This window comes from Anabaena sp. UHCC 0253 (assembly GCF_009712085.1).
In the GTDB taxonomy this organism is placed as follows: Bacteria; Cyanobacteriota; Cyanobacteriia; order Cyanobacteriales; family Nostocaceae; genus Dolichospermum.
Genome location: NZ_VILD01000009.1, coordinates 234,229 through 256,682, shown reverse-complemented (window position 1 = coordinate 256,682; position 22,454 = coordinate 234,229). Strand labels below are relative to the sequence as shown.

Below are 22,454 nucleotides of genomic sequence, written 5' to 3'. Positions count from 1 at the left end.
GATGAGTTTCTGTACTAACTGTCTGTATCCGCAAAATCCAGATAATGCTCTGTTTTGTCTTAAATGTGGTAAACCGCTTTTACTTAAAGATCGCTACCGTCCTCTTTATCCTTTAGGTAAGGGTGGGTTCGGGAGAACACTTTTAGGTGTGGATGAACATATCCCTTCTCAACCTCAATGCGTAATTAAACAACTCTGTTTCCCAGAAGAGAATCTAGCCAGCTTTCGCAAAGCTGTAGAATTATTTCGTCAAGAAGCAGTGCGCTTAGATGATTTGCGCCATCCCCAAATTCCCCAATTATTAGCACATTTTGAACAGGAAAATCGCTTGTATTTGGTACAAGAATTAATTTCCGGACAAACATTAGCCCAGGAATTAGAGCAGCAAGGAGTTTTTAATCAGGGGAAAATCCAGAAATTACTGCAAGATTTATTACCTGTGTTGGAATTTGTGCATGGTCATCATGTTATTCACAGGGATATTAAGCCGGAAAATATAATGCGAAAATCTCTAGGAGGGGATTTAGTATTAATTGATTTTGGTGTTGCTAAATATATTTCTGCAACTGGGGTAATGAAAACAGGAACAACTATTGGGAGTCCTGAATACATGGCCCCTGAACAAATGCGGGGTAAAGTGTTACCAGCGAGTGATCTTTATAGTTTGGGTGTAAGTTGTATTCAGCTATTAACGGGGATTTCTCCCTTTGATTTATTTGATGATACAAGCGATCGCTGGATTTGGCGAGATTATTTACCTCCAGACAATCATGTTACATCTCATCTAAGTGAAATTCTGGATAAACTTATTCATAATGCCTTGGCTCAACGCTACAAATCTGCTCAGGAAGTCCTAGCAGCAATGGCAATAAATACCCAACCAGCCAAGAAACAGCAACTTACTACTCTCCGTTCGGATACAGGTATTAATTACCAGCAATTACGTGATTTCCTCGCATGGAAACATTGGCAAAAAGCAGATGCAGAAACTTGGGCGTTAATGTGTCAAGCTTTATCTAAACGGAAAGGTAGTTATTTATCTAATAGTGATTTAGAAACTTTACCTTGTCAGGATTTACAAATAATTGACCAATTGTGGACAAAATATAGTCAAGGGCATTTTGGTTTTAGTATCCAAACCCAAATTTATAATACCTGCGATCGCGACTATGCAGAATTTTGCAGTACAGTAGGTTGGTATTTGCCCAATGCTACTTCTGTCCGTCAACAATTAACTTTTAAATTATCTGCACCAACAGGCCATTTACCTTCTCACTTTTGGGTTAGTGGTAATCAGTTAGGAAGACACATGAAAGCTTTAACTGCAAAGGTGGCAAGCTGTTATATTAGGAACAATTGACAATTGATAATTGACAATTGACAATGCTTAATAAAGTGAAAACTTAGATAAATCAATAACAATTGACTCCTTCTTCTCTCCTGTCACCTGTCACCTTCTTCCAGCCCTAATTATGCAAAGTAATACAGCTTATCTTTTAGTATCTCATGGCAGTCGTGATCCTCGTCCAGATATGGCTATGGAGCAATTAGCTAGGCTGTTAAGTGAGATATTACCTCAAGGTGAAAATTTCGTAGGTGTCGCTACCTTAGAAGCAAATATCCAACCTTTACATCTGCAAATACAAGATTTTGCTGATCGTGTTCAGGCTTTTGGCTGTAAAAATCTGCAAATTATCCCTCTATTTTTGTTACCGGGTTTTCATGTCATGACTGATGTTCCCGCAGAAATTGCGATCGCACAAGAGGTGATAAGTGCAGGAATAATCATGGAATTGCGTCCCTATATTGGTAGTTATCCTGGGTTAGGCAAGTTTGTCGCTAGGATGATGATGACGGTAAAAGCAGATGTATCAATTATTTTAGCTCATGGTAGCAGACGGGCTGGTTCTCATGCTCCTGTGGAAAGTATAGCGGCTAGTGTGGGCGCAGTTACGGCTTATTGGTCTGTACCTCCGAGTTTAGAAATAAGAGTACAGGAATTGATAGCTGCTGGTGATCAAGAAATTGCGATTTTCCCATATTTTTTATTTACAGGTGGGATAACTGATGCGATCGCTCTGGCAGTAGAAACGCTAAAATTACAATTTCCATCAGTAAGTTTTCAACTCGCACCACCTTTAGGAACAAGTCGAGAATTTGCTGATTTAATCTGGGATTTCATTAAAGAAGAGGACAAAGTTTTTGGGTAAAGTCTATTTAGTTGGTGCTGGTCCTGGAGATCCTGGACTCATGACACTCAAAGGAAAAGGGTTGTTGGCTTGTGCAGATGTCGTTATTTATGATGCTTTGGTGAGTCCAGAAGTGCTGGACATGATAAATCCCGAAGCCGAACAAATCAACGCGGGTAAACGCATGGGTAGACATTCGCTGTTACAGGAAGTCACTACCCAATTACTGATTGAGAAAGCTGAGAATCATGGCATAGTTGTCCGGCTCAAAGGTGGTGATCCTTTTATCTTCGGTCGTGGTGGGGAAGAAATGGCGGAATTGGTAGCCGCAGGTATTCCCGTTGAAGTTGTCCCAGGGATTACATCAGGAATTGCCGCACCAGCTTATGCAGGTATTCCTTTAACCCATCGTCTTTATAGTTCTTCCGTAACTTTTGTGACTGGACATGAATCCGCTGGTAAGTATAAACCTCAGGTAAATTGGCAAGCGATCGCTCACGGTTCAGAAACTATAGTAATTTATATGGGTATTCACAATTTACCCTACATAGTTGAACAGTTTACTCTAGCTGGGTTGAGTTTAGATACACCCATTGCCTTAGTGCGGTGGGGAACTCGGCCAGAACAGGAAGAATTAATAGGTGAATTGGGGACAATTGTAGAAGAAGTGGAAGCAAAGGGATTTCTTGCACCAGCGATCGCGGTAATTGGTGCAGTTGTAAAATTACACGGTATATTATCTGGTTCTGTAGAGGACAAAAAATAGGGAAAAGCTGACAAGGGCGATATCTGCTGCAAATCACTGAAAATTTGTTTAGAAGTGGTAATATTTGATGATACATTTGGTAGTATTTCGTATTCAAAAGACTACTCCTAAATAAAACTTTTAGAGGTGTAAATGAGTGAAATTCCTCTCTGTAGCATATTGATTTCATCCCAATTATCCCCAGATGAAATAGAGTCTTTAGAAACATCACTATCTCTAAGTTCACTGAAGATACAGAAGTCATCAAACCGCGTGTTAGGTGTAGATGACATTGTTTTGATTATTACAGTAGCGTCAACGACGGCACAGTTGATAGATTATAGTATCAAAGCGGCTAAGGCAATCAATAATTGGCGGCAAAAATTACGAGAAAAAGGGATAGAAGCAAAAGGCAAGTTAAAACACCCAAAACTTCCTGATATTGACTTCAGCACCGCTACAGAAGCAGAAATAGAAGCATGGTTTAAAAGACTAGAAGCATGATTGTCTCACAAATAGCTGTAAAAATCCCCCTTAATCCTGGGGTAGAAAAACTCTCCAAACAAGATCATTCCTTCAGTAATCAAATTCTCATCCTGTTTTCAGCCCCTCTACTCAATGAAGATTTATCACCAGTAGAGAATTTATCAATTCAGAAAGAAATTGATGCTATAGCAGAAGTGCTAGAGGATATATCTCATCCTATAGCAGTGGAAATAGTGGTGAAAGTAGCCACCTCACAAACATTACAAGATGTGTTATCTAGTCGCGTCAAACCACTGATTATTCACTTTATTGGTCATGGGATGACAGAGGGAGAAAGTACAGCCCTAGTGTTAGAAAATAAGGTAGGAATGACTCGTTCTTTTAGTGAGGAAGAGTTAGAAATTGCCCTATCAAATCAGAAACAAGCACCCTGTCAATTAGCATTATTAAATGCCTGTCATTCAGAAAAGTTAGCTCAAGCTTTTGTCAAAGCAGGAGTATCTCATGTAATTGGAGTAGACGCTGAAGATAAGATTTTAGATGTTGCAGCCCGATGTTTTTCTCGACGACTTTATCAAGCATTATTTAATCAAGATAACATTGCTAATGCTTTTTTATTGAGTCGTAATGCAGTTAAACTTGATGATAAATTAAAAGCAATCTTTAACTCTCAAACTTTTCAGCAAGGAGTTAATTTTGATGAAGCTTTCAAATTTCGATTATTACCCCAATCTTCCCATAATCAATCACTGATTATAGAACCAGCCGATTCTCATCAAGTTATATATCCCCAGTGGTCAAATACTAATATTCCCCCTGATAATACCAACTTTGTAGGACGCAAAAAAGAAATACATCAAGTAATTAAAGCACTGGTAGAGTCGGATAATAAACGTTGTATAGCCCTACATGGTATGGGAGGAATAGGTAAAACGTCCTTAGCTTATGCTATTGGTCAGTGGTTACATGAACGAAATCGCTACAAGGATGGAGTTTGGTTTATTAGTTTACGCGATACTGATTCTGTAGGAACACTAATTACGAAAATCAAACAGAGTCTTGAATTGAGTAATTTTGCCTTAGAAAAAGAATTAAAGAATAGTCGACTGTTTTTAATTCTCGATGATTTGGATAAATTGATTGAAAAAGAATCTAATGAATTAATTGAATTTTTGAACTCGCTTTTAGAACAATGTCCTAAATTAAGAATGTTGTTAACTTCTCTTGATTCTCTAGCAGGGGATATTCTTTATTGTCATCAAGAAGAAGTTTACAGCATGGGAGCATCAGAAACAAGAGAGATATTTAAAAAGTATGCTCCACCGCAAGCACAATGGGGTAATGATGATTTACTAGAAGATTTTAATCTTTTAGTTAAGTTTCTGGATGGTTATCCCTTAGCGATTAAATTAGCAGCATCTTATATGGCAGAAACTAAATCTACTCTCAAGATGCTGTGTGAAGACTTGATAGATGAACCACTGGAAGTTCTTGCTGCTTATTCTCCTCAAGAAAGAAAAGAAAGAAGTCTGCGGATAACTTTAGATCGTTCTTTTGAAATGTTATCGGTAGAAGGACAAGATATATTTCCCTTATTGGCTTTCTTTCCTAGTGGGTTAAGTCGAGATTTAGCTAGGGATATTTGGGGAAGAAGTGGGAATAAGGCTTTATTGGAATTGTCTAAGTTTTCGATGGCAGAAAAATCTCCTACTGCATCTGATTGGAGAGTAAATTTACCCGAACCCGCCCGTACTTATGCAGAAAGTAAATTACAGAAAGGAAGAAGAATTGACTATATTGCTCCTCAAGTTTTGGATTTCTATCATCGCAATTTTTGTGACACAGTTTTCAAGCTTTTTAGCAATGGAGATGAGCATAAAGGGCAGCAGTTACTTCTACAAGAAAGCTCAAATTTAATCTTATTTCTGGAATGGGGTTATGAGCATGAAATGAGTTCAGACAAAATCTGTCACAGTGCGAGAATTACAGCTTCATTAAGTCCTCATTGGCTTTGGATTGAACCGGATAAAGACCCGGTACTAAAATTGAATTTAGCTTTAGCAGCAGCCCAAAGAAATCAGGATAAAGAGGGAGAAGATTTAGTTAAACTTATGATCCCTGTGAATGCTGCTTTTTCTTCTAAAGAAGAATTTAAAGATGTTCCATATTTGGGACAAAAAAGTGATGAGCTAAAGTTTTTTGAGTTTGAAACTGTTACCGTTAACCGTAGTGGCAAAATCATTCAACGAGAAACCAAACAAGCCCAATACTTTAATGAAAACTTGGGTGAAAATATCACCTTAGAAATGGTTGCCATCCCTGGTGGTATCTTCACGATGGGTTCATCTAAAAGAGAAGGGGATGACTGTGAACAACCTCAACATGAAGTAACTGTTCAACCCTTTTTTATGGGTAAGCACCCTGTGACACAATCGCAGTGGAAAGCGGTGGCCAAACTACCCCAACTTAACCGAGAATTAAAAGTAGATCCATCTTATTTTAAAGCTGATAACCGACCAGTAGAACAAGTTTCCTGGTATGATGTAATTGAATTTTGTGATCGCCTCTCCAAATACACAGGCAAAAGCTACCGTCTACCAAGTGAAGCAGAATGGGAATATGCTTGTCGAAGCAGAACTACGACACCATTTCACTTTGGTGAAACAATTACAAAAGATTTAGCTAACTATAATTGTGACTATAACTATGATGATGAGGTTGAAGGAATTTATCGAGCAGAAACAACAGAAGTAGGCAGCTTTAAAATAGCCAATAACTTTGGATTATACGATATGCATGGCAACGTACTGGAATTTTGTCAAGACCATTGGCATAATAGCTATGAAGGTGCGCCTACAGATGGGAACGCATGGTTAAATAATGAACAATCTATGAGAATAGATGAAGATTCTATTATTACAAGATTGCTACGCGGTGGTTCTTGGAGAAGCATTCCCCTTTTTTGCCGTTCTGCTTGTCGTAATAACTTCTACTTCGACGACTACGAACATGAAGATATTGGTTTTCGGATTGTGTGTAGTGGTGCGGCGAGGACTTAGTAGCCCTTTGCAATCTTGCGCTTTTTCTATTTTTTTCTGTCTTTACTCGCTACACGAGTAAATTTTTTTTGCAAAACTGATTAAATTATACTAAAAACGGCTTCCATTTTTACTTTTTAATCCTGTTCATCCTTAAATCCTGGAAATCCTGATTCAGACAATTTCTCTAACTAGCAACTTAGGTTATTAATGAATAAATGCTGAGATTTTGGATTTAGAGAATGTTCCTAAAGTCTAGATTTCTACCTATTCTCGTTAATAATTCTCACACAATATGGTGAAAAATAATTTTCAGTAAATCTCCTTGAGAAAAAGGCTTTTCTAAATAACCATTAGCTTTCACAAACTTGGCTTTTGCTCTATCTCTTAATCCCATTCTTTCTGTCATCAAAATTACAGGAATATTTTGATAATGTGTGTGTTTTCGTAATAAAGAACAAATTTCATAGCCATCTAAATGAGGCATTTCTATATTTAGTAAAATGATATCTGGCTGTACGCGCAGAATTTCCATTAAAGCTTGGGAAGAATCCATAAATTTAATTACAGAAAATATTTGCTCATCTAAAAAATCTGCTACAGCATTTAATATGTTATAATCATTGTCTACACCCAAAATACTGTATTTTTTCCTCTCAGTAACTTGGGAATTGATCGGCTGATTTATATTAGGCTCATAATCAACTTGATATGAATTGCTTTTGGGTAATTGTTCTGGAAATTTGTTAACTGGATGTGACTGATGATAATTTTCAAAATTCAAATTTTCTTCAACATCAATTTTTACCCCTGATTGACATTTTTCTACTAAAGTTCTTAAATTCAAATGACAAAACTTAGGGAGATCATCTAAAAAAGTATTAGGGACAAACTCATAACTACCATGTTCTAAATCTAGTAATGATTCTAAAACCTCTAATGCCAATTGCTCAATTAGCAAAGCAGCTTGAAAGTGACTAATATATTTTTGATTAACTAACCAACAAATGGCTAAATAATCGGGATTTGGTATTGACTGATTCTCAATATCTTTTTCAAAAATCATCCGTACCTGTTCATTAATACCTCTAGGAAGAGTAGAAATTTGCTGACTCAATTTCTGTAAATTTCGGTAAAGAGGTTCAAACATTTCTTCAGAGTAACTAGCGTAAATTAGTTTACCCTTATCCATATATATTGACCATGCACCAGATTCACTAAATACTTGTAAACAACCAGTAAACGAATTATTAGTAATCTTCTTTAATAGAGTAATTGGTTGTAACTTTTGGAAAAATCTATATCTACTAATAGGTATTGTATTCATGGTCGGAAATTGATCATTAAATTTTTCTCTCATGATCAGTTAATTAATGTATTTTATAAACATTCTGAATCCTGTCTTTTGAATTCTTCCCTTTAGGTTACTATATATTTTTTGGAGAAATAAAAAAGTATGTTAAACCTATGATGAAAAAATGAAGTAGAGATGTTCCAGCAGAACGCTTATAATTTTTAATCTCAATGTTTTTTAAATTACCCCCTACTAATCGTGTCCGTAATTAATATCCAAGTCCCAGAAAATTGTCAGCGCCTAGATGTCTATTTATCTCAAGAGTTATCAGATTTATCCCGTTCACGCATCCAGCAGTTAATCGAACAGGGTCATGTGCAAGTTAATGATACAGTTTGCAAATCTAAGAAAATTCATCTAAAAAGTGGCGATCGCATTACACTAGAAATTCCGGCAATCCAACCGTTAGAACTAGTAGCAGCAGATATTCCCCTCGATATTCTCTATGAAGATGAAGAGATCATCATTCTCAATAAACCCGCTGGTTTGGTTGTTCACCCCGCACCAGGACATCCTGATGGCACTTTAGTTAATGCTATATTGGCACACTGCCCCAATTTACCAGGAATCGGTGGTGTTCAACGTCCGGGCATAGTCCACCGTTTAGACAAGGATACTACTGGAGCGATCGCGATCGCTAAAACAGATCTAGCTTATCAGCACCTCCAAGCACAACTACAAGCAAAAACCGCTCGCAGAGAATATCTAGGTTTAGTTTACGGTGTCCCCAAAACCTCAACCGGAAGCATAGACTTACCCATTGGTCGCAATCCTCAAGACCGCAAAAAAATGGCCATTGTCTCTGTAGAAGATGGTGGACGTAATGCTATCACTCATTGGCAGGTACAAGAGCGATTTGGCAACTACACACTAATTCACTTCCAACTAGAAACAGGACGCACCCATCAAATTCGCGTCCATAGTTCCAAAATCGGTCATCCTATCGTTGGTGATCCTATTTATAGTTCTGGTCATTCCATTGGTGTCAATCTACCAGGACAAGCCTTACACGCTTGGAAACTCCAGTTACAACATCCCGTTTCTGGAAATTTAGTCGCAGTCACAGCGCCTCCTCCCCGCAGCTTTACGACTTTATTGGAAGTATTACGCCGTCGCAGTGGAGTTTCTTAAAATTTAATAAAATTATGAAGCCTTAGTCCCATTTTGTGCATATAACCTTTTTTACCTTAAAATCCCCCCCTGGGGGAAAAAGAGAAGAAACTTCTTTCAATTATTTAACAATGTAAATTTACAATCCTTAATCCAATTCAGTAACATCCCAAAACAACCAAAAAGGGCTGTAATCTATTTATAGCAAGGGATTTATAGAAAATTTAAACAATATTAACAAACAAAATATTGCGATTCTTTTCGAGAATTGTAAACTTATGTAACGTAAATATTGATTTTTTCTCACTTACACACCTTGTATGTAAAGGATTTGAGGCTTTTCTTAGGCGATCATCTTATTTATTCATAATTTGTAACAAATAAAGACTCTATGGCATTGTATAAACATAAACTGTAGGGGTTAAACAACAGAAAAAAGTTAAACAAAGCAGGCAATTGACGAAGTTTGCCAGTTTCTCATAAAATCCCTCATGACTCTCATAATTTCTAGTTCATAAAATATAAATATGGTCTAGTATATGAGAAGATAGATTGAGAAGCGCTTTGATTTGATTCTGTTGCCAACCAATCCGAATTAGTTTTAATTTAGAGATCTCTCAACTAAGTAATTTAGGAGATTAGAGTCCATGACATTAGATGTATTTTCCAAGGTTGTTTCCCAAGCTGACGCTAGAGGCGAATTCCTCAGCACCGAACAACTAGATGCTTTAACAGCAGTTGTAGCTTCTGGTAGCAAGCGTTTAGATACCGTTAACCGGATTACAAGCAACGCTAAAGACATTGTTACTGACGCTGCTCGTGCCTTGTTTGAAGAACAGCCCAACTTGATTGCTCCTGGCGGCAACGCTTACACCAACCGTCGTATGGCTGCTTGCCTACGCGACATGGAAATCATCTTACGCTATGTAACCTATGCAGCATTAGCAGGTGATGCTAGTGTTCTTGATGACCGTTGCTTAAACGGTTTACGTGAAACATACCAAGCTTTGGGTACTCCTGGTGCTTCTGTAGCAGTTGGTGTTGGCAAAATGAAAGAAGCAGCGATCGCTAAAATTAATGATCCTAACGGGATCACCAAAGGTGATTGCAGTTCTTTGGTTTCTGAAGTTGCTAGCTACTTTGACCGCGCTGCGGCTGCTGTTGCCTAACAATTTCTTACAAATCAAATTAGCTCGAACCTAAATTGAGCTTCTCCCAACAAAACAAGCAAGAAACACTCTAGGAGATTTTCACCAATGAAAACACCAATTACCGAAGCAATCGCATCTGCTGATACCCAAGGACGCTTTTTAAGCAACACCGAATTACAAGCAGTTAACGGCCGTTTTGTTCGTGCTGCTGCCAGCATGGAAGCTGCTCGTGGTTTGACAGCTAACGCTCAAAAATTGATTGATGGTGCTACCAGCGCCGTATACAGCAAATTCCCTTACACCACCTCTACACCAGGCGCTCAATTTGCATCTGACAGCCGTGGTAAAGCTAAATGCGCTCGTGACGTTGGTCACTACCTACGCATCATCACCTATAGCCTAGTTGCTGGTGGAACAGGTCCTTTGGATGAGTTCTTAATTGCTGGTTTGTCTGAAATCAACGGCGCGTTTGATTTATCTCCTAGCTGGTACGTAGAAGCTTTGAAATCAATCAAAGCCAGCCACGGTCTAAGCGGTCAAGCTGCTAACGAAGCTAACACCTATATTGACTATGCAATCAACGCTCTCAGCTAGATAGCGTCATGCCCGGAGAGGGATATAATTGTTAGATGGAGTTACCCCTAAGGGGGTTCGCCAGTCGTTCATGGGGAGTCACTGCGTAAGTTGGAAAATATTCTAACTATAAATTAAGTGGCGTTAAAATCTCCAAGATCATTCTGGTTCACCTAGCAATTGGATCTAGCTCCGGGCATCGTTTTATCTCCAGATAACTGAAGTTGTTAATCAGAGCGTGAAAATCACTTTTTCAGGTGGTTTTGGATTGAAATGAAAACAATAAAGGAGAAAAAACATGGCAATTACAGCAGCAGCATCAAGACTGGGGACAGAGCCTTTTAGCGACGCACGCCGAGTTGAACTGCGCCCCAACGCCAGCCGAGAAGAAGTCGAATCAGTAATTCGTGCTGTTTATCGGCACGTTTTAGGAAATGACTATATATTGGCATCAGATCGCTTGATTGGTGCAGAGTCACTTTTACGCGATGGTAACTTAAGCGTGCGCGAGTTTGTTCGCAGCGTTGCTAAATCGGAACTCTACAAAGCTAAATTCTTTTACAACAGTTTCCAAACTCGGTTAATTGAACTCAACTATAAACACTTGTTGGGTCGCGCACCATACAATGAGTCAGAAGTAACTTACCACTTAGACTTATATATTAACCAAGGTTACGACGCGGAAATTGACTCCTACATTGATTCTGAAGAATATCAAAACAGCTTTGGGGAAAGTGTAGTTCCCTACTATCGCGGTTTTGATTTTCAATCAGGACAAAGTGCAGCCGGTTTTACGCGGATGTTCCGTTTATACCGTGGTTATGCCAACAGCGACACTGCTCAAGTCGAAGGTGATAAATCTCGTTTAGCGCGGGAATTAGCGAGTAATAAGACTTCCTCAGTTGTTGGACCCTCTGGTAGTAACAATAATTGGGGTTTCCGTGTATCTGCGGATGACGCTCCTAAGCAAAACTTAGGTAATGCCGTAGGACAATCAGATCGCACTTACCGAGTTGAAGTTACAGGCATTCGCAATCCAGGATACCCCAGCGTGCGCCGCAGCAGCACAGTATTTATTGTCCCTTACGAGCGCCTTTTAGACAAAATGCAGCAAATTCATAAAGTTGGCGGCAAAATTGTCAGCGTCACATCAACATAAGGTTTAGTGCTGTTCACCGACAAAACACATCACAGGAGATAGAGAATGTTCGGTCAAACCACACTTGGTGCTGGTAGCGTTTCTTCATCTGCAAGCCGCGTATTTCGTTACGAAGTTGTCGGCTTAAAGCAAAACCAAGAAACCGACAAAAATAAATTTGACATTCGCCGCAGTGGTAGCGTATTTATTACCGTACCCTATAACCGCATGAATGAAGAAATGCAGCGGATTAGCCGTCTCGGTGGCAGAATCGTCAAAATTGAATCTTTGACCGTAGCAGAGTAAGCAGAAAGCCCTGGCAATGATAGAAACCAGTGGAGAAGAATATTCTGCCCAGAATGCACCACCTCTGACACCAGAGATAGCGTTCGCCGAAGGCGTGCGGGACGCAATCGCTAACCTGCAATCATCAGATTTAAGTCTCCGCTATTATGCTGCTTGGTGGTTGGGTAAGTTCCGAGTCAGTCAGCCAGAAGCCATAGACGCACTCATTACAGCGTTAGAGGATGAAGCCGACAGAACAGAACTGGGTGGTTATCCCTTACGGCGGAATGCCGCGAGGGCGCTTGGTAAACTAGGCAACTTAAAAGCCGTACCAAGTTTGATTAAGTGCTTAGAATGTGCTGATTTTTATGTCCGCGAAGCAGCAGCCCAATCTTTGGCGATGCTAGGGGATAAAACAGCATTACCAGCACTGATAAAACTCCTAGATGGGGGAGTTGACCAGGCTGTACAAGTACCAGGACTACCCCACCTTACCCAACCCTATACAGCAGTATTAGAAGCCTTGGGAGCTATGGGTGCAACTGAGGCTATTTCCCTTGTTCAGCCTTTTCTCAATCATCCAGTTCCCCGATTGCAATGCTCCGCAGCTAGAGCCATGTACCAACTGACACAAGACTCTGCTTATGGCGAGTTATTAGTGAAAACCTTGGTAACAGGTGATTTAAAGATGCGTCGCGTTGTGTTGGGGGACTTGGGGGCAATCGGGTATTTGCCAGCAGCAGCAGCGATCGCCTCTGCTCAAGTGGAAAATAGCTTCAAACTTATTGCTTTAAAAGGATTATTAGAGTATCAACTGCCAGAACAGTCTGATACTTTTGGTATTTCTGAGCAAGCTATCCAAGTCATGAATTTGATGGATTCACTATTATAGTCAGTAGTCAATTGTCAATTGTCAGTTGCAAAACTACTGACCACTGACAACTGACAACTGACCACTGACAACTGAAAAATGGATGAACTAATTCGGGCTGTCACCGTAGCAGAAACACCATCTCAACTGGTGACAGCGGTTAAAAATCTGGCAGCAGCCAAAGATCCATCGGCAATTCCCGCCTTAATTGCCGTCTTTGGTTATAACAATCCAGAGGCGGCAATAGTTGCAGCAGCAGCATTGACAGAGTTGGGAGAAATAGCAGTTCCCCAACTGCTAGAACAAATTGATGATTATAACTATGGCGCACGGGCTTATTCGATTCGCACAATAGCAGCGATCGCAGATCCCCGTGCTTTGGATATTCTCATCTCTACAGCAAAAACTGACTTTGCCCCCAGTGTCCGCCGGGCTGCGATTAAAGGACTAGGAAACTTACATTGGCATCAGTTAGAAATTTCTGAAGCAGAAACAGCCATCAACCGAGTCCTAGAGGCACTTCTGTTAATCTGCGAAGATACAGACTGGTCAATTCGTTATGCTGCTGTTGTTGGTTTACAAGCTTTAGCAAAAGTAGCCATAGTACAACCGCCTATTTTGGCTAAATTTCAATTAATGCTGACTAACGAAACTGAAAAAGCCGTTCGCGCTCGCGTTCAGTTGGCCTATAGCCAGTAAACAGATTTATATACCATATAACAAGGTAAAAGTAAAGATGTCAATACCATTACTAGAATATTCGCCCAAAACGCAAAACCAGCGAGTAGACGGCTACGAAGTCCCCAACGAAGACACCCCAACCATTTATCGTTTAGATCGTGCCACCTCAGATCAAGATATTGATGCCATCATCTGGGCTGCATATCGGCAAATTTTCAGCGAACACCTGATTTTAGCCAGCTATCGGCAAAACTTTTTAGAATCACAACTGCGAAATCGGGCGATTACCCTGCGTGATTTTATCCGGGGTTTGGGAAAATCAGACGTTTACCGCACCCAAGTAGCAGAGACAAATACCAACTATCGTTTAGTTGACATCACCTTAAAACGCTTCTTAGGCCGGGCTGCTTATAACAAAGCCGAAGAAATCGCTTGGTCAATTGTCATTGCTACCAAAGGTTTGCACGGTTTTATAGATGCTTTGTTGGAATCAGTTGAGTATATAGATAACTTTGGTGATGACATTGTACCTTTCCAACGTCGTCGTTTTGGCGATCGCCCCTTTAACCTAGCTAACCCCCGTTATGGTGCTGACTGGCGCGATACTCAAAACATCCGTGGATTGGCAGGTCGTTCCTACTACAGCATCCGTACCAGCGGAGAACTGACTACAGCAGATATCCGTCGGGCCATTCCCGCCAACTTCTTCATCATGGCTGGGTCTATTATTACTGACGAATGCAACTACCAACGCAGTTTAGCCACCGCCCAATCTTACGTTAGTAGCGGCGAAATCCCTGATACCAGCAGAGATAACCAAGAACAACCCACAGTTAAACCTGTAGCAGTTTCCTTACCTTATCGTTACATTCCGGCGATCGCCAAAAATTAGTTATTGGTAATGGGTGATTGGTGATTGGTGATTGGTGATTGGGAAACACCTATTCCCTGTTCCCTGTTCCCTATTCCCTGTTCCCTGTTCCCTGTTCCCTGTTCCCTGTTCCCTAACAATTAACAAACATGACAATACCTCTACTAGAATACAAACCCAGTTCTCAAAACCAGCGCGTTTCTGGTTATGAAGTCCCCAACGAAGATACACCCACAATTTACCGCATCGAAGACTATGCCTTTGGTGGAGAAGTAGAAGAACTAATTTGGGCTGCTTATCGGCAACTTTTTAGCGAACACGTGATTCTCAAATTCTACCGCCAAGGTAATTTAGAATCCCAAGTAAAAAATAAAGCCATTACCGTCCGCGATTTTATCCGGGGTTTAGCTAAATCTGAAGCTTTCCAAAGTTTAGTAATTCAAAGTAATTCCAACTACAGATTAGTAGAAATTGGACTAAAACGGTTATTAGGTCGCGCACCTTACAACAAAGAAGAAGAAATTGCTTGGTCAATTGTCATTGCTACCAAAGGTTGGGGTGGTTTTGTTGATGCTTTGTTAGATTCTGAAGAATATCAAAGCAACTTTGGCGAAAATATCGTTCCCTACCAAAGACGGCGTTATAAAGATCGTCCCTTTAATTTGGTAACACCACGATACAGCGATTACTGGCGCGACCAACTAGAAGATGCTCGTTATAAATGGGGCGACATCAAAAACTTTTTGGATATGGCAAATTCCATTAATATTAGAACAGTGACCTACACACCAGTTAGCACTGCCAATATCCAAATTCCTAACACGACCAAGGAAACAACACCAGCAGGTATTCCCGTTTCCATCAGTCCTAGTGCTAGTTTTCCCTTGTAATAAATAGTTTTTTAACTAGCTGGGGAATCTCGGTTGAAAATCTTAAGTTTGTATTTTTTTAAGGATTTTGATTTTAGTTAGTTTACTAAAAATAACGACATTTTAAGATGCCAACTTTACCAAAAGGCAGGTTCTTGAAAATGGCAATTCCTTTACTTCAATACAAACCGACAACTCAAAACCAAAGAGTTAGCAGCTTCGGTACAGCAGATATTAACGAAGACACTCCTTATATCTACCGAATTGAAGATGCTAACTCACCCGGCGAAATTGAACAACTAATTTGGTCTGCCTATCGCCAAATCTTCAACGAACAGGAGATCCTCAAATTTAACCGCCAAATTACCTTAGAAACCCAACTCAAAAATAGGTCAATTACGGTTAAAGACTTCATTCGCGGTTTGGCGAAATCAGAACGATTTTATCAGCTAGTTGTGACACCAAATAACAACTATCGGCTAGTAGAAATGTTCCTGAAAAGGATCTTGGGTCGTTCTCCCTACAATGATCAAGAAAAAATTGCTTGGTCAATACAAATTGCTACTCTGGGTTGGGGAAAATTTGTGGATGTGCTGATTGATAGTAGCGAGTACGAAGAAGCCTTTGGCGAGTACACCGTACCCTATCAACGCAAAAGAATGACCACAGACCGTCCTATTAGCTTTACCCCTCGTTATGGTGCTGATTATCGTGACCGAGCAGGTATTGTCCAAAAAAGGCGGTATATTCCTCAGTGGAGTGGGTCTTTGTCACCCGCATTTAGTCAAAATGTTGATTGGGGGGCCCTGTCTGCTGTATTACTAGTAATAACCGCAGGCATTACCTTCTTATTTATCCTCAATTGGTTAGGAATTAGTTCTATCTATTAACCAAATAGGGGAAAATAACTAGGAAAGAAAGATGAATGAGGAATTTGAGTAATCAACCCTTATTCATCTTTCACCGCTAAATTTTTGTTTAATTTGATAATAAAAGGAAAAAAACAACATGGCATTGCCATTACTTCAATACAATCCAAGCAGTCAAAATCACCGGGTGGGTAGCTTTGGCGCTGCTGACAAAAATGAAGATACACCTTATATCTATCGTTTAGAAGACGTTAGTTCTTACACTGACATTAGCAGCATCATTTGGGCTGCTTATCGCCAAGTTTTTAGCGAACATGAAATTCTTAAGTTTAACCGTCAAGGTACTTTAGAATCTCAACTGAAAAACGGTTCTTTGTCAGTTCGTGACTTTATCCGTGGTTTAGCTAAATCTGAAGCTTTCTATCGTTTAGTTGTCTCCGTTAACAACAACTACCGTTTAGTAGACATCACCCTCAAACGCTTATTGGGTCGTTGTGCTTACAATAAAAAAGAAGAAATTGCTTGGTCAATTGTCATTGGTACAAAAGGTTTTAGCGGTTTTGTTGATGCTTTAGTAGACAGCGCAGAATACACCGAAAACTTCGGTGAAAATACTGTACCTTACCAACGTAAGCGTTTCGTAGATCGTCCCTTTAACTTAGTAACTCCCCGTTACGGTGCAGACTTCCAAGAAACAGCAGGTACAGTCAGAACCGACTGGCGCTTTACCTTGGAGAACTTCTACACTGCTAAAGCGAAAGAGAAGCGGATGGTAGAAGGAGATCCTCGGAAGTTTGCAGCTATGGCGGCTTCTGTATCTGGTAAAGGTAACTATGCTCAAAAGCTATCTTCTTTTGACATTGATTACCTCAACGCCGTTCCTTACCGTGGCAAACGCTAGTACCGCTTTTTGGGAATTAAAAATTAATAATTAAAAATTAAAAAAGCAGATTGTACAAGCTGTTTAGTAATTTTTAATTGTTGGTTGACAATTTTGAAAAAATTTCCAGTTTTTAGGGTGTGTTAGGAAGATAATTCTTGACGCACCCTATATTTATTGGTTATTGTATAATTTTGCTGAAAAAATGCACTTACATAAATTTTATCAGCAGTTGCTACACTGTTTATATTCTGCATTAGTGCAAGTCTTCAATACCAATGTTGAACTTGAAGCTAAAGTAGCACAACAAACTGCGGAATTAGAGGCTGTTAATCAACGTTTACAACAAGCGGAAGCAGCAATAGAAGAAAAGGACGCTATATTGCGTAGTTTTTATGATTCTGCACTAATGATGATGGGTGTGGTGGAATTACTAAATAATGATATTCGCCATTTATCTAATAACTCAACTACGGCTAGATTTTTAGAAACGACTTCAGAGAATATTCTCAATAAATCTTGCAGTCAAGCAGGTAGCGATCAAGAAGATATTCGCAAATGGATAGAACATTATCAAGAGAGTCAACGGACTGGTAAATATGTTCGCTTTGAGTATCAGCTAACTGTTAATAGTATTCCTAAATATTTATCGGCTACAGTTAATTATATTGGCAGCGGTAATTATAATTTACCCAGATTTACATATTTTGTTGAAGATATGAGTGCCAGTCTAGAGGTGGAAGCAGAGCGAGTTTATCTGTCAAATCTTCTGGAAGCTAGTTTAAATGAAATTTACGTTTTTGATGCCAAAACATTAGTTTTTCGGTATGTTAATCAAGGGGCGCTGCAAAACTTAGGTTACTCTTTGGCAGAAATCCAACAAATGACTCCTCTGGATCTAAAAACAGAGATGACAATAGAGAAATTTCAATCTTTAATTACTCCTTTAATAATTGGTGAACAAAAAATTATCCAATTTCAGACTATTCATCAACGTGCAAATGGTAGTTTATATCCTGTGGAAGTTCATCTACAATTGATGAAAAATTTGGGTAAAGAAGTCTTTTTAGCTGTCATTTTAGATATTACCCAGCGTCAAGAAACCGAAAAACAAGTCAAATTTCAAGCTCAGTTATTAGCCCAAGTGAGTGATGCAGTAGTGGCAATTGATAGCAACAACCGCATCATTCATTGGAATAGTGCTGCGGAAAAACAGTATGGGATTAAGGCTACGACAGCACTGGGTAAATTAATAAATGAATGTTATGAATATCGTTGGATAAAATCAACAGATGAAACAGATGCTTTGACAACTTTAAATACTATAGGTTATTGGCAAGGTGAAAATATTCACCGCAAGCAAAATGGAGAAGAGATATTTGTTGAATCATCGGTAACTATTCTCAAAGACAAACAGGGTAATAAAATTGGATTACTAAGTGTGATTCGAGATATTAGTGAACGCAGAAAAGCAGAAGCGACTTTACAACAACAATTTCAAAAAATGTTGTTACTAAAGCAAATTACCGATGAAATTCGCCAGAACTTGAAAACACAGGAAATTTTCGACACTGCTGCTTTACAAATTGGCCAGGCTTTTGCAGTGAATCGCTGTCTGATTCATAATTATATTGTAGAACCAGAACCTAATTTACCTTTGGTGGCTGAATATTTAAGTGGTAATTACAAATCAGTAAAAGGAATAGCAATTCCTGTCAGAGATAATCCTTATGTGAAAGCAGTTTTAAAAACAGATCGGGCGATCGCTACACCTGATGTTGATCATGAACCATTATTGCAAAATGTTATTTCTCTGTGTCACCAAGTCCAAATTCAGTCTTTACTAATTATTCAAACTTCTTATCAAGGAAAACCTAATGGCATCATAGCCTTACATTATTGCTGGAAACAAGGGGATATCAAGCCAAAAATTCGGGAATGGACATCTGAGGAAATTGAATTGTTAGAAGCTGTAGCTGCTCAAGTAGGAATTGCGATCGCTCAAGCTACTTTCTTAGAAATAGAAACTTCTAGAAGAGAAGAATTAACACTAAAAAATTCAGCTTTAGAGCAAGCAAAACAACAAGCAGAAACTGCTAACCGAGCTAAGAGTGAATTTCTAGCTAATATGAGTCATGAAATTCGCACACCGATGAATGCTATTCTCGGTTTTGCAGATTTATTGCAATTGGTAGTCATGGAAGATCGTTCCCGTTTTTATGTTGAAGCGATCGCTGCTAGTGGCAGAACTTTACTGAGATTAATTAATGATATTCTTGATCTTTCTAAAATTGAAGCTGGTAAACTGGAACTATATTATGAACCAGTGAATTTGCGATCGCTCATTCAAGAAATTCTCCATATTTTTCAAGCCACAGCAACTGAAAAGAGAATAAACCTTTGTTCCCACATTGCAGAAACAGTCCCTACAGCTATTTATGTTGATGAAATTAGATTGCGCCAAATTTTGTTTAATGTTGTTGGTAATGCGTTGAAATTTACAGACAATGGATATGTAAAAATATCTCTATCGGCTCAAATCTATTATATAGATAATCAAGAAAATATCTGGCTAGAAATTACTGTTGAGGATACAGGAATCGGCATTGATCGAAAACAACAACAAAGTATTTTTGAAGCCTTTATCCAAAGTGATGGACAAAGTAATCGCAAATATGGGGGAACAGGTTTAGGACTCACAATTACACGCAAATTAATTAACATGATGGCGGGAATAGTCACAATTCAAAGTAAATTAGGTGAAGGTAGTATTTTTACGTTTGTTTTTCCTCAACTCAAACCTCATCCTGGGGTCGAGAAAATTACATCCTCTTGTCAAGACGATAATTTTAACAAATTTTCACCTAGTAAAATTTTAGTTGTTGATGATATAGAATCAAATCGAGAATTAATGAAGGGATACTTCCAAGGAACTGACCATTTTCTTTTATTTGCAGAGAATGGAGAGGAAGCAATTAATTTAACTAAACTACATCATCCTGATGTAATTTTACTCGATATTAGAATGCCCAAAATGGATGGAAAACAAGCATTAAAATATCTAAAACAGGATCAAAATACCCAAAATATTCCTATCGTTATTTTGACTGCTTCATCTCAATCAGAAGAGAAATTTGAACTTGAGCAAAGCTGTCAAGGCTTTTTACGTAAACCCATTAATCGTCAACAACTATTTACTGAACTAAAAAAACATTTAAAATTAACTCATGTAGTCCAGCAACAAACAAATCAAGAATCTTTTATTCCTAATAATATCGCCCAAATATCATTAACCTGCCCAATTAATTTACCAGATTTACTGCTGAAATTAGAGGAAGAAGAAAAAGTTTGGTTCACATTACATAGAACCCTGAAAATTCGTGAATTAAGGCAATTTATTCACCGCTTACAAGAATTAGGGAAACATTATGATTGTCAAATTTTATCAGATTATGTTGAGCATCTCAAAACTAATTTAAATACTTTTGATATAGAAAAAATTATGCAGATACTTGATGATTTTCCCTGTGTGCAGAAAACCCTTATTCAAGAATATACTTCTTGAGGAAAATGATGGGCAATTACTCGATTACGTCCCTGATTTTTAGCTTGATAAAGTGCTTCGTCAGCCCGTTGAATCAGGACATCAATATTTGCATCACCTTTTTGATAGCTACCCACACCAATACTAACTGTTATTGCTACTAATTTTCCATCCACAGGAATAGTTATTTGTTCTATATTTTCTCGAATCCGTTCCGCTGTAATTACTGCTGCTTTACTATCAGTTTCTGGTAACAAAGCCACAAATTCCTCACCCCCAAATCTTCCTAAAACATCCACATTACGTAAGTAATTCATAACAGTTTCTGTCATCACAATTAGCACTTCATCTCCTATAGCGTGTCCATAAGTATCATTAACAGTTTTGAAATGATCGATATCAATCATTAGTACAGATAAAGGACGATTATATCTTCGACAACGTTGAGTTTCTTGTTCTGCTAAATTTAAAAGATAACGACGATTCCAAACTCCTGTTAATGAATCTGTATTAGCCAATCTTTCTAAATTTTTAACTAATTCTTTTTGCTCTTCTAGCATTTTCTTGAGTTGATTTTGTGTATATCTCAACTCTAAATGAGTCCTAACACGAGCTAGAAGTTCATAAGTATTAAATGGCTTGACTATATAATCAACTGCACCTTTATCAAAAGCTTGTAAAATATGCTCTTGTTCGTTACTAGCAGTAATGAAAATAATAGGAATATCTGCTAAAGTTAAGTTAGATTTAATTTGATCACAGACCTCAAAACCATTCATGTCTGGCATCATTAAATCCAATAACACTAAATCTGGGCGAACTAATTCCATTCGTTCTAATGCTTGTTTGCCACTGGAAGCTAAAGTAATTTCATAACCTGCTGATTCTAATGCTTCTGACATAATTTGTAAATTTAGTGATACATCATCTACCACTAAAATCAAACAATTCCCAGGATTAAGTTGTGTCATAAATTTTTTAACCTTTTCCTTGCTTGTTGCTATTGTTGTTGAAAAAATGAATTTTCACAGAATAAATAAAAATGTTATAATTATATATAACATTTAAAAATCATTTATAACATTAAGGTTTTTGTCTCAGTCTCATAAAAGTTGCACCCGTAACTAAAGCCGCAAATTGTCCCCAGTAACTGACATTAGAAAAAGAAAAACTGCCTGAAATATTTAAACTTCCTATTCCATAAAATAACTGCTGTATAAACCACCAAAATAAGTAAAAAATAACTGGCAATTCAACAGGTATGTACAAAATTAATAAAGCCAGAACAGAATATATTTTTGCTTGGGGAAACTTGATGATATATGCACCTAAAATAGATGCAATAGCTCCATTTGCACCAATTATAGGGATTGTTAAATCTGATAATAAGATAATTTGGACTATCCCACAAAAAAAGCCAGCAGTTAAGTAAAGTAGTAAATATTGTTTATGTCCTAAAATACCTTCTACTGTTTTTCCAAATACCCATAGAAAAAGCAAGTTACCTAAAAATTGACTAAAACTGCCATGGAGAAACAGCGATACAGGAAGAGAAATAAATCGCCAAAATACAACTACCCAAGCCGCAGAATTGTTCAAAAAAGCATTAGCGATCGCTTGATTGATTTGAGCAGGGATGATACCCAAATTATTAATTAAATACCCTAATTCATTAGTTGTATCTAATTTAATTTCCCAGATAAATATCACTAGGTTAATCCCAATTAACCAATAATTAATAATTGGCTTTTGCCAACTGCGAATATTGTCATCTACAGGAATCATCTTAATTTTAACATT

Annotated in this window: 20 protein-coding genes; 17 read left to right on the top strand and 3 right to left on the bottom strand. The window is 38.3% G+C overall.

Annotation, left to right across the window (positions count from 1 at the left end; all coding sequences use genetic code 11):
• Position 1 precedes the first annotated feature (1 nt).
• The 5 genes from FJR38_RS22675 (at position 2) to FJR38_RS22655 (ending at position 6,479) form a co-directional block, all read left to right on the top strand.
• Positions 2–1,360 (top strand): serine/threonine-protein kinase, encoded by a 1,359-nt coding sequence (locus tag FJR38_RS22675; RefSeq protein WP_168539549.1) that lies wholly within the window; start codon positions 2–4, stop codon positions 1,358–1,360.
• 112 nt (positions 1,361–1,472) lie between these two features.
• Positions 1,473–2,210, top strand: a complete 738-nt coding sequence (locus FJR38_RS22670; protein WP_168539548.1) for a sirohydrochlorin chelatase — start codon at positions 1,473–1,475, stop codon at positions 2,208–2,210.
• Complete coding sequence (gene cobA, locus FJR38_RS22665) at positions 2,203–2,955, top strand: uroporphyrinogen-III C-methyltransferase (RefSeq protein ID WP_174764096.1); 753 nt, start codon at positions 2,203–2,205, stop codon at positions 2,953–2,955. The genes FJR38_RS22670 and cobA overlap by 8 nt, the downstream gene beginning before the upstream one ends.
• A gap of 132 nt (positions 2,956–3,087) precedes the next feature.
• The gene (locus FJR38_RS22660; RefSeq protein ID WP_168539546.1) at positions 3,088–3,438 is read left to right on the top strand and encodes a hypothetical protein; all 351 of its coding nucleotides are present in this window, start codon (positions 3,088–3,090) and stop codon (positions 3,436–3,438) included.
• A complete protein-coding gene (locus FJR38_RS22655) occupies positions 3,435–6,479 on the top strand; it encodes an SUMF1/EgtB/PvdO family nonheme iron enzyme (protein WP_168539544.1) in 3,045 nt (1,014 codons plus the stop codon). Before FJR38_RS22660 ends, FJR38_RS22655 begins: the two co-directional genes overlap by 4 nt.
• Positions 6,480–6,744: 265 nt before the next feature.
• Here FJR38_RS22655 and FJR38_RS22650 read toward each other — a convergent pair whose 3' ends face one another.
• Positions 6,745–7,785, bottom strand: a complete 1,041-nt coding sequence (locus tag FJR38_RS22650; RefSeq protein ID WP_168539538.1) for a response regulator — start codon at positions 7,783–7,785, stop codon at positions 6,745–6,747.
• Positions 7,786–8,010: 225 nt separating this feature from the next.
• On the opposite strand from FJR38_RS22650, the gene FJR38_RS22645 reads away from it, so the two are divergent.
• The 12 genes from FJR38_RS22645 to FJR38_RS22590 all read left to right on the top strand — a co-directional run bounded on the left by FJR38_RS22645 (position 8,011) and on the right by FJR38_RS22590 (position 20,675).
• Positions 8,011–8,943, top strand: a complete 933-nt coding sequence (locus FJR38_RS22645; RefSeq protein ID WP_168539536.1) for an RluA family pseudouridine synthase — start codon at positions 8,011–8,013, stop codon at positions 8,941–8,943.
• A gap of 626 nt (positions 8,944–9,569) precedes the next feature.
• The gene (locus FJR38_RS22640; protein WP_168492497.1) at positions 9,570–10,091 is read left to right on the top strand and encodes a phycocyanin subunit beta; all 522 of its coding nucleotides are present in this window, start codon (positions 9,570–9,572) and stop codon (positions 10,089–10,091) included.
• 87 nt (positions 10,092–10,178) lie between these two features.
• Positions 10,179–10,667 carry a phycocyanin subunit alpha gene (gene cpcA / locus FJR38_RS22635; RefSeq protein ID WP_168492498.1) on the top strand — a complete coding sequence of 163 codons (489 nt, stop codon included), beginning with the start codon at positions 10,179–10,181 and terminating at the stop codon, positions 10,665–10,667.
• Between the two features lie 277 nt (positions 10,668–10,944).
• Positions 10,945–11,805 carry a phycobilisome linker polypeptide gene (locus FJR38_RS22630; RefSeq protein WP_168539534.1) on the top strand — a complete coding sequence of 287 codons (861 nt, stop codon included), beginning with the start codon at positions 10,945–10,947 and terminating at the stop codon, positions 11,803–11,805.
• A gap of 45 nt (positions 11,806–11,850) precedes the next feature.
• Complete coding sequence (locus tag FJR38_RS22625) at positions 11,851–12,090, top strand: phycobilisome linker polypeptide (protein ID WP_168492502.1); 240 nt, start codon at positions 11,851–11,853, stop codon at positions 12,088–12,090.
• A 16-nt stretch (positions 12,091–12,106) separates the two neighbouring features.
• Positions 12,107–12,961: a HEAT repeat domain-containing protein gene (locus tag FJR38_RS22620; RefSeq protein WP_168539532.1), complete on the top strand. Its 855-nt coding sequence runs from the start codon at positions 12,107–12,109 to the stop codon at positions 12,959–12,961.
• 78 nt (positions 12,962–13,039) lie between these two features.
• Positions 13,040–13,639: a HEAT repeat domain-containing protein gene (locus tag FJR38_RS22615; protein WP_168539530.1), complete on the top strand. Its 600-nt coding sequence runs from the start codon at positions 13,040–13,042 to the stop codon at positions 13,637–13,639.
• Positions 13,640–13,676: 37 nt separating this feature from the next.
• On the top strand, positions 13,677–14,513 hold the full coding sequence (locus tag FJR38_RS22610; protein WP_168539528.1) for a phycobilisome rod-core linker polypeptide: 837 nt from the start codon (positions 13,677–13,679) through the stop codon (positions 14,511–14,513).
• A gap of 128 nt (positions 14,514–14,641) precedes the next feature.
• A complete protein-coding gene (locus FJR38_RS22605) occupies positions 14,642–15,382 on the top strand; it encodes a phycobilisome rod-core linker polypeptide (protein ID WP_168492510.1) in 741 nt (246 codons plus the stop codon).
• Between the two features lie 140 nt (positions 15,383–15,522).
• Positions 15,523–16,251: a phycobilisome rod-core linker polypeptide gene (locus tag FJR38_RS22600; protein WP_168539612.1), complete on the top strand. Its 729-nt coding sequence runs from the start codon at positions 15,523–15,525 to the stop codon at positions 16,249–16,251.
• Positions 16,252–16,369: 118 nt separating this feature from the next.
• A complete protein-coding gene (locus tag FJR38_RS22595) occupies positions 16,370–17,131 on the top strand; it encodes a phycobilisome rod-core linker polypeptide (RefSeq protein ID WP_168492512.1) in 762 nt (253 codons plus the stop codon).
• 184 nt (positions 17,132–17,315) lie between these two features.
• Complete coding sequence (locus FJR38_RS22590; RefSeq protein WP_168539526.1) at positions 17,316–20,675, top strand: PAS domain S-box protein; 3,360 nt, start codon at positions 17,316–17,318, stop codon at positions 20,673–20,675.
• Here FJR38_RS22590 and FJR38_RS22585 read toward each other — a convergent pair.
• Both FJR38_RS22585 and FJR38_RS22580 read right to left on the bottom strand, forming a co-directional pair.
• On the bottom strand, positions 20,657–21,625 hold the full coding sequence (locus FJR38_RS22585; RefSeq protein ID WP_168492519.1) for a diguanylate cyclase: 969 nt from the start codon (positions 21,623–21,625) through the stop codon (positions 20,657–20,659). The two genes, FJR38_RS22590 and FJR38_RS22585, sit on opposite strands and share 19 nt — an antisense overlap.
• A gap of 112 nt (positions 21,626–21,737) precedes the next feature.
• Complete coding sequence (locus tag FJR38_RS22580; protein WP_168539524.1) at positions 21,738–22,439, bottom strand: rhomboid family intramembrane serine protease; 702 nt, start codon at positions 22,437–22,439, stop codon at positions 21,738–21,740.
• Positions 22,440–22,454 lie beyond the last annotated feature (15 nt).

Excerpts from the sequence above, each read along its gene's own strand:
- FJR38_RS22595 (WP_168492512.1), top strand. The coding sequence starts at position 16,370 with ATGGCATTGCCATTACTTCAATACAATCCAAGCAGTCAAAATCACCGG.
- FJR38_RS22630 (WP_168539534.1), top strand. The coding sequence starts at position 10,945 with ATGGCAATTACAGCAGCAGCATCAAGACTGGGGACAGAGCCTTTTAGC.
- FJR38_RS22650 (WP_168539538.1), bottom strand. The coding sequence starts at position 7,785 with ATGAATACAATACCTATTAGTAGATATAGATTTTTCCAAAAGTTACAA.
- FJR38_RS22615 (WP_168539530.1), top strand. The coding sequence starts at position 13,040 with ATGGATGAACTAATTCGGGCTGTCACCGTAGCAGAAACACCATCTCAA.
- FJR38_RS22590 (WP_168539526.1), top strand. The coding sequence starts at position 17,316 with ATGCACTTACATAAATTTTATCAGCAGTTGCTACACTGTTTATATTCT.
- FJR38_RS22670 (WP_168539548.1), top strand. The coding sequence starts at position 1,473 with ATGCAAAGTAATACAGCTTATCTTTTAGTATCTCATGGCAGTCGTGAT.
- FJR38_RS22625 (WP_168492502.1), top strand. The coding sequence starts at position 11,851 with ATGTTCGGTCAAACCACACTTGGTGCTGGTAGCGTTTCTTCATCTGCA.
- FJR38_RS22640 (WP_168492497.1), top strand. The coding sequence starts at position 9,570 with ATGACATTAGATGTATTTTCCAAGGTTGTTTCCCAAGCTGACGCTAGA.
- FJR38_RS22610 (WP_168539528.1), top strand. The coding sequence starts at position 13,677 with ATGTCAATACCATTACTAGAATATTCGCCCAAAACGCAAAACCAGCGA.
- FJR38_RS22600 (WP_168539612.1), top strand. The coding sequence starts at position 15,523 with ATGGCAATTCCTTTACTTCAATACAAACCGACAACTCAAAACCAAAGA.
- FJR38_RS22660 (WP_168539546.1), top strand. The coding sequence starts at position 3,088 with ATGAGTGAAATTCCTCTCTGTAGCATATTGATTTCATCCCAATTATCC.
- FJR38_RS22675 (WP_168539549.1), top strand. The coding sequence starts at position 2 with ATGAGTTTCTGTACTAACTGTCTGTATCCGCAAAATCCAGATAATGCT.
- FJR38_RS22585 (WP_168492519.1), bottom strand. The coding sequence starts at position 21,625 with ATGACACAACTTAATCCTGGGAATTGTTTGATTTTAGTGGTAGATGAT.
- FJR38_RS22620 (WP_168539532.1), top strand. The coding sequence starts at position 12,107 with ATGATAGAAACCAGTGGAGAAGAATATTCTGCCCAGAATGCACCACCT.
- FJR38_RS22655 (WP_168539544.1), top strand. The coding sequence starts at position 3,435 with ATGATTGTCTCACAAATAGCTGTAAAAATCCCCCTTAATCCTGGGGTA.
- FJR38_RS22580 (WP_168539524.1), bottom strand. The coding sequence starts at position 22,439 with ATGATTCCTGTAGATGACAATATTCGCAGTTGGCAAAAGCCAATTATT.
- cpcA (WP_168492498.1), top strand. The coding sequence starts at position 10,179 with ATGAAAACACCAATTACCGAAGCAATCGCATCTGCTGATACCCAAGGA.
- FJR38_RS22605 (WP_168492510.1), top strand. The coding sequence starts at position 14,642 with ATGACAATACCTCTACTAGAATACAAACCCAGTTCTCAAAACCAGCGC.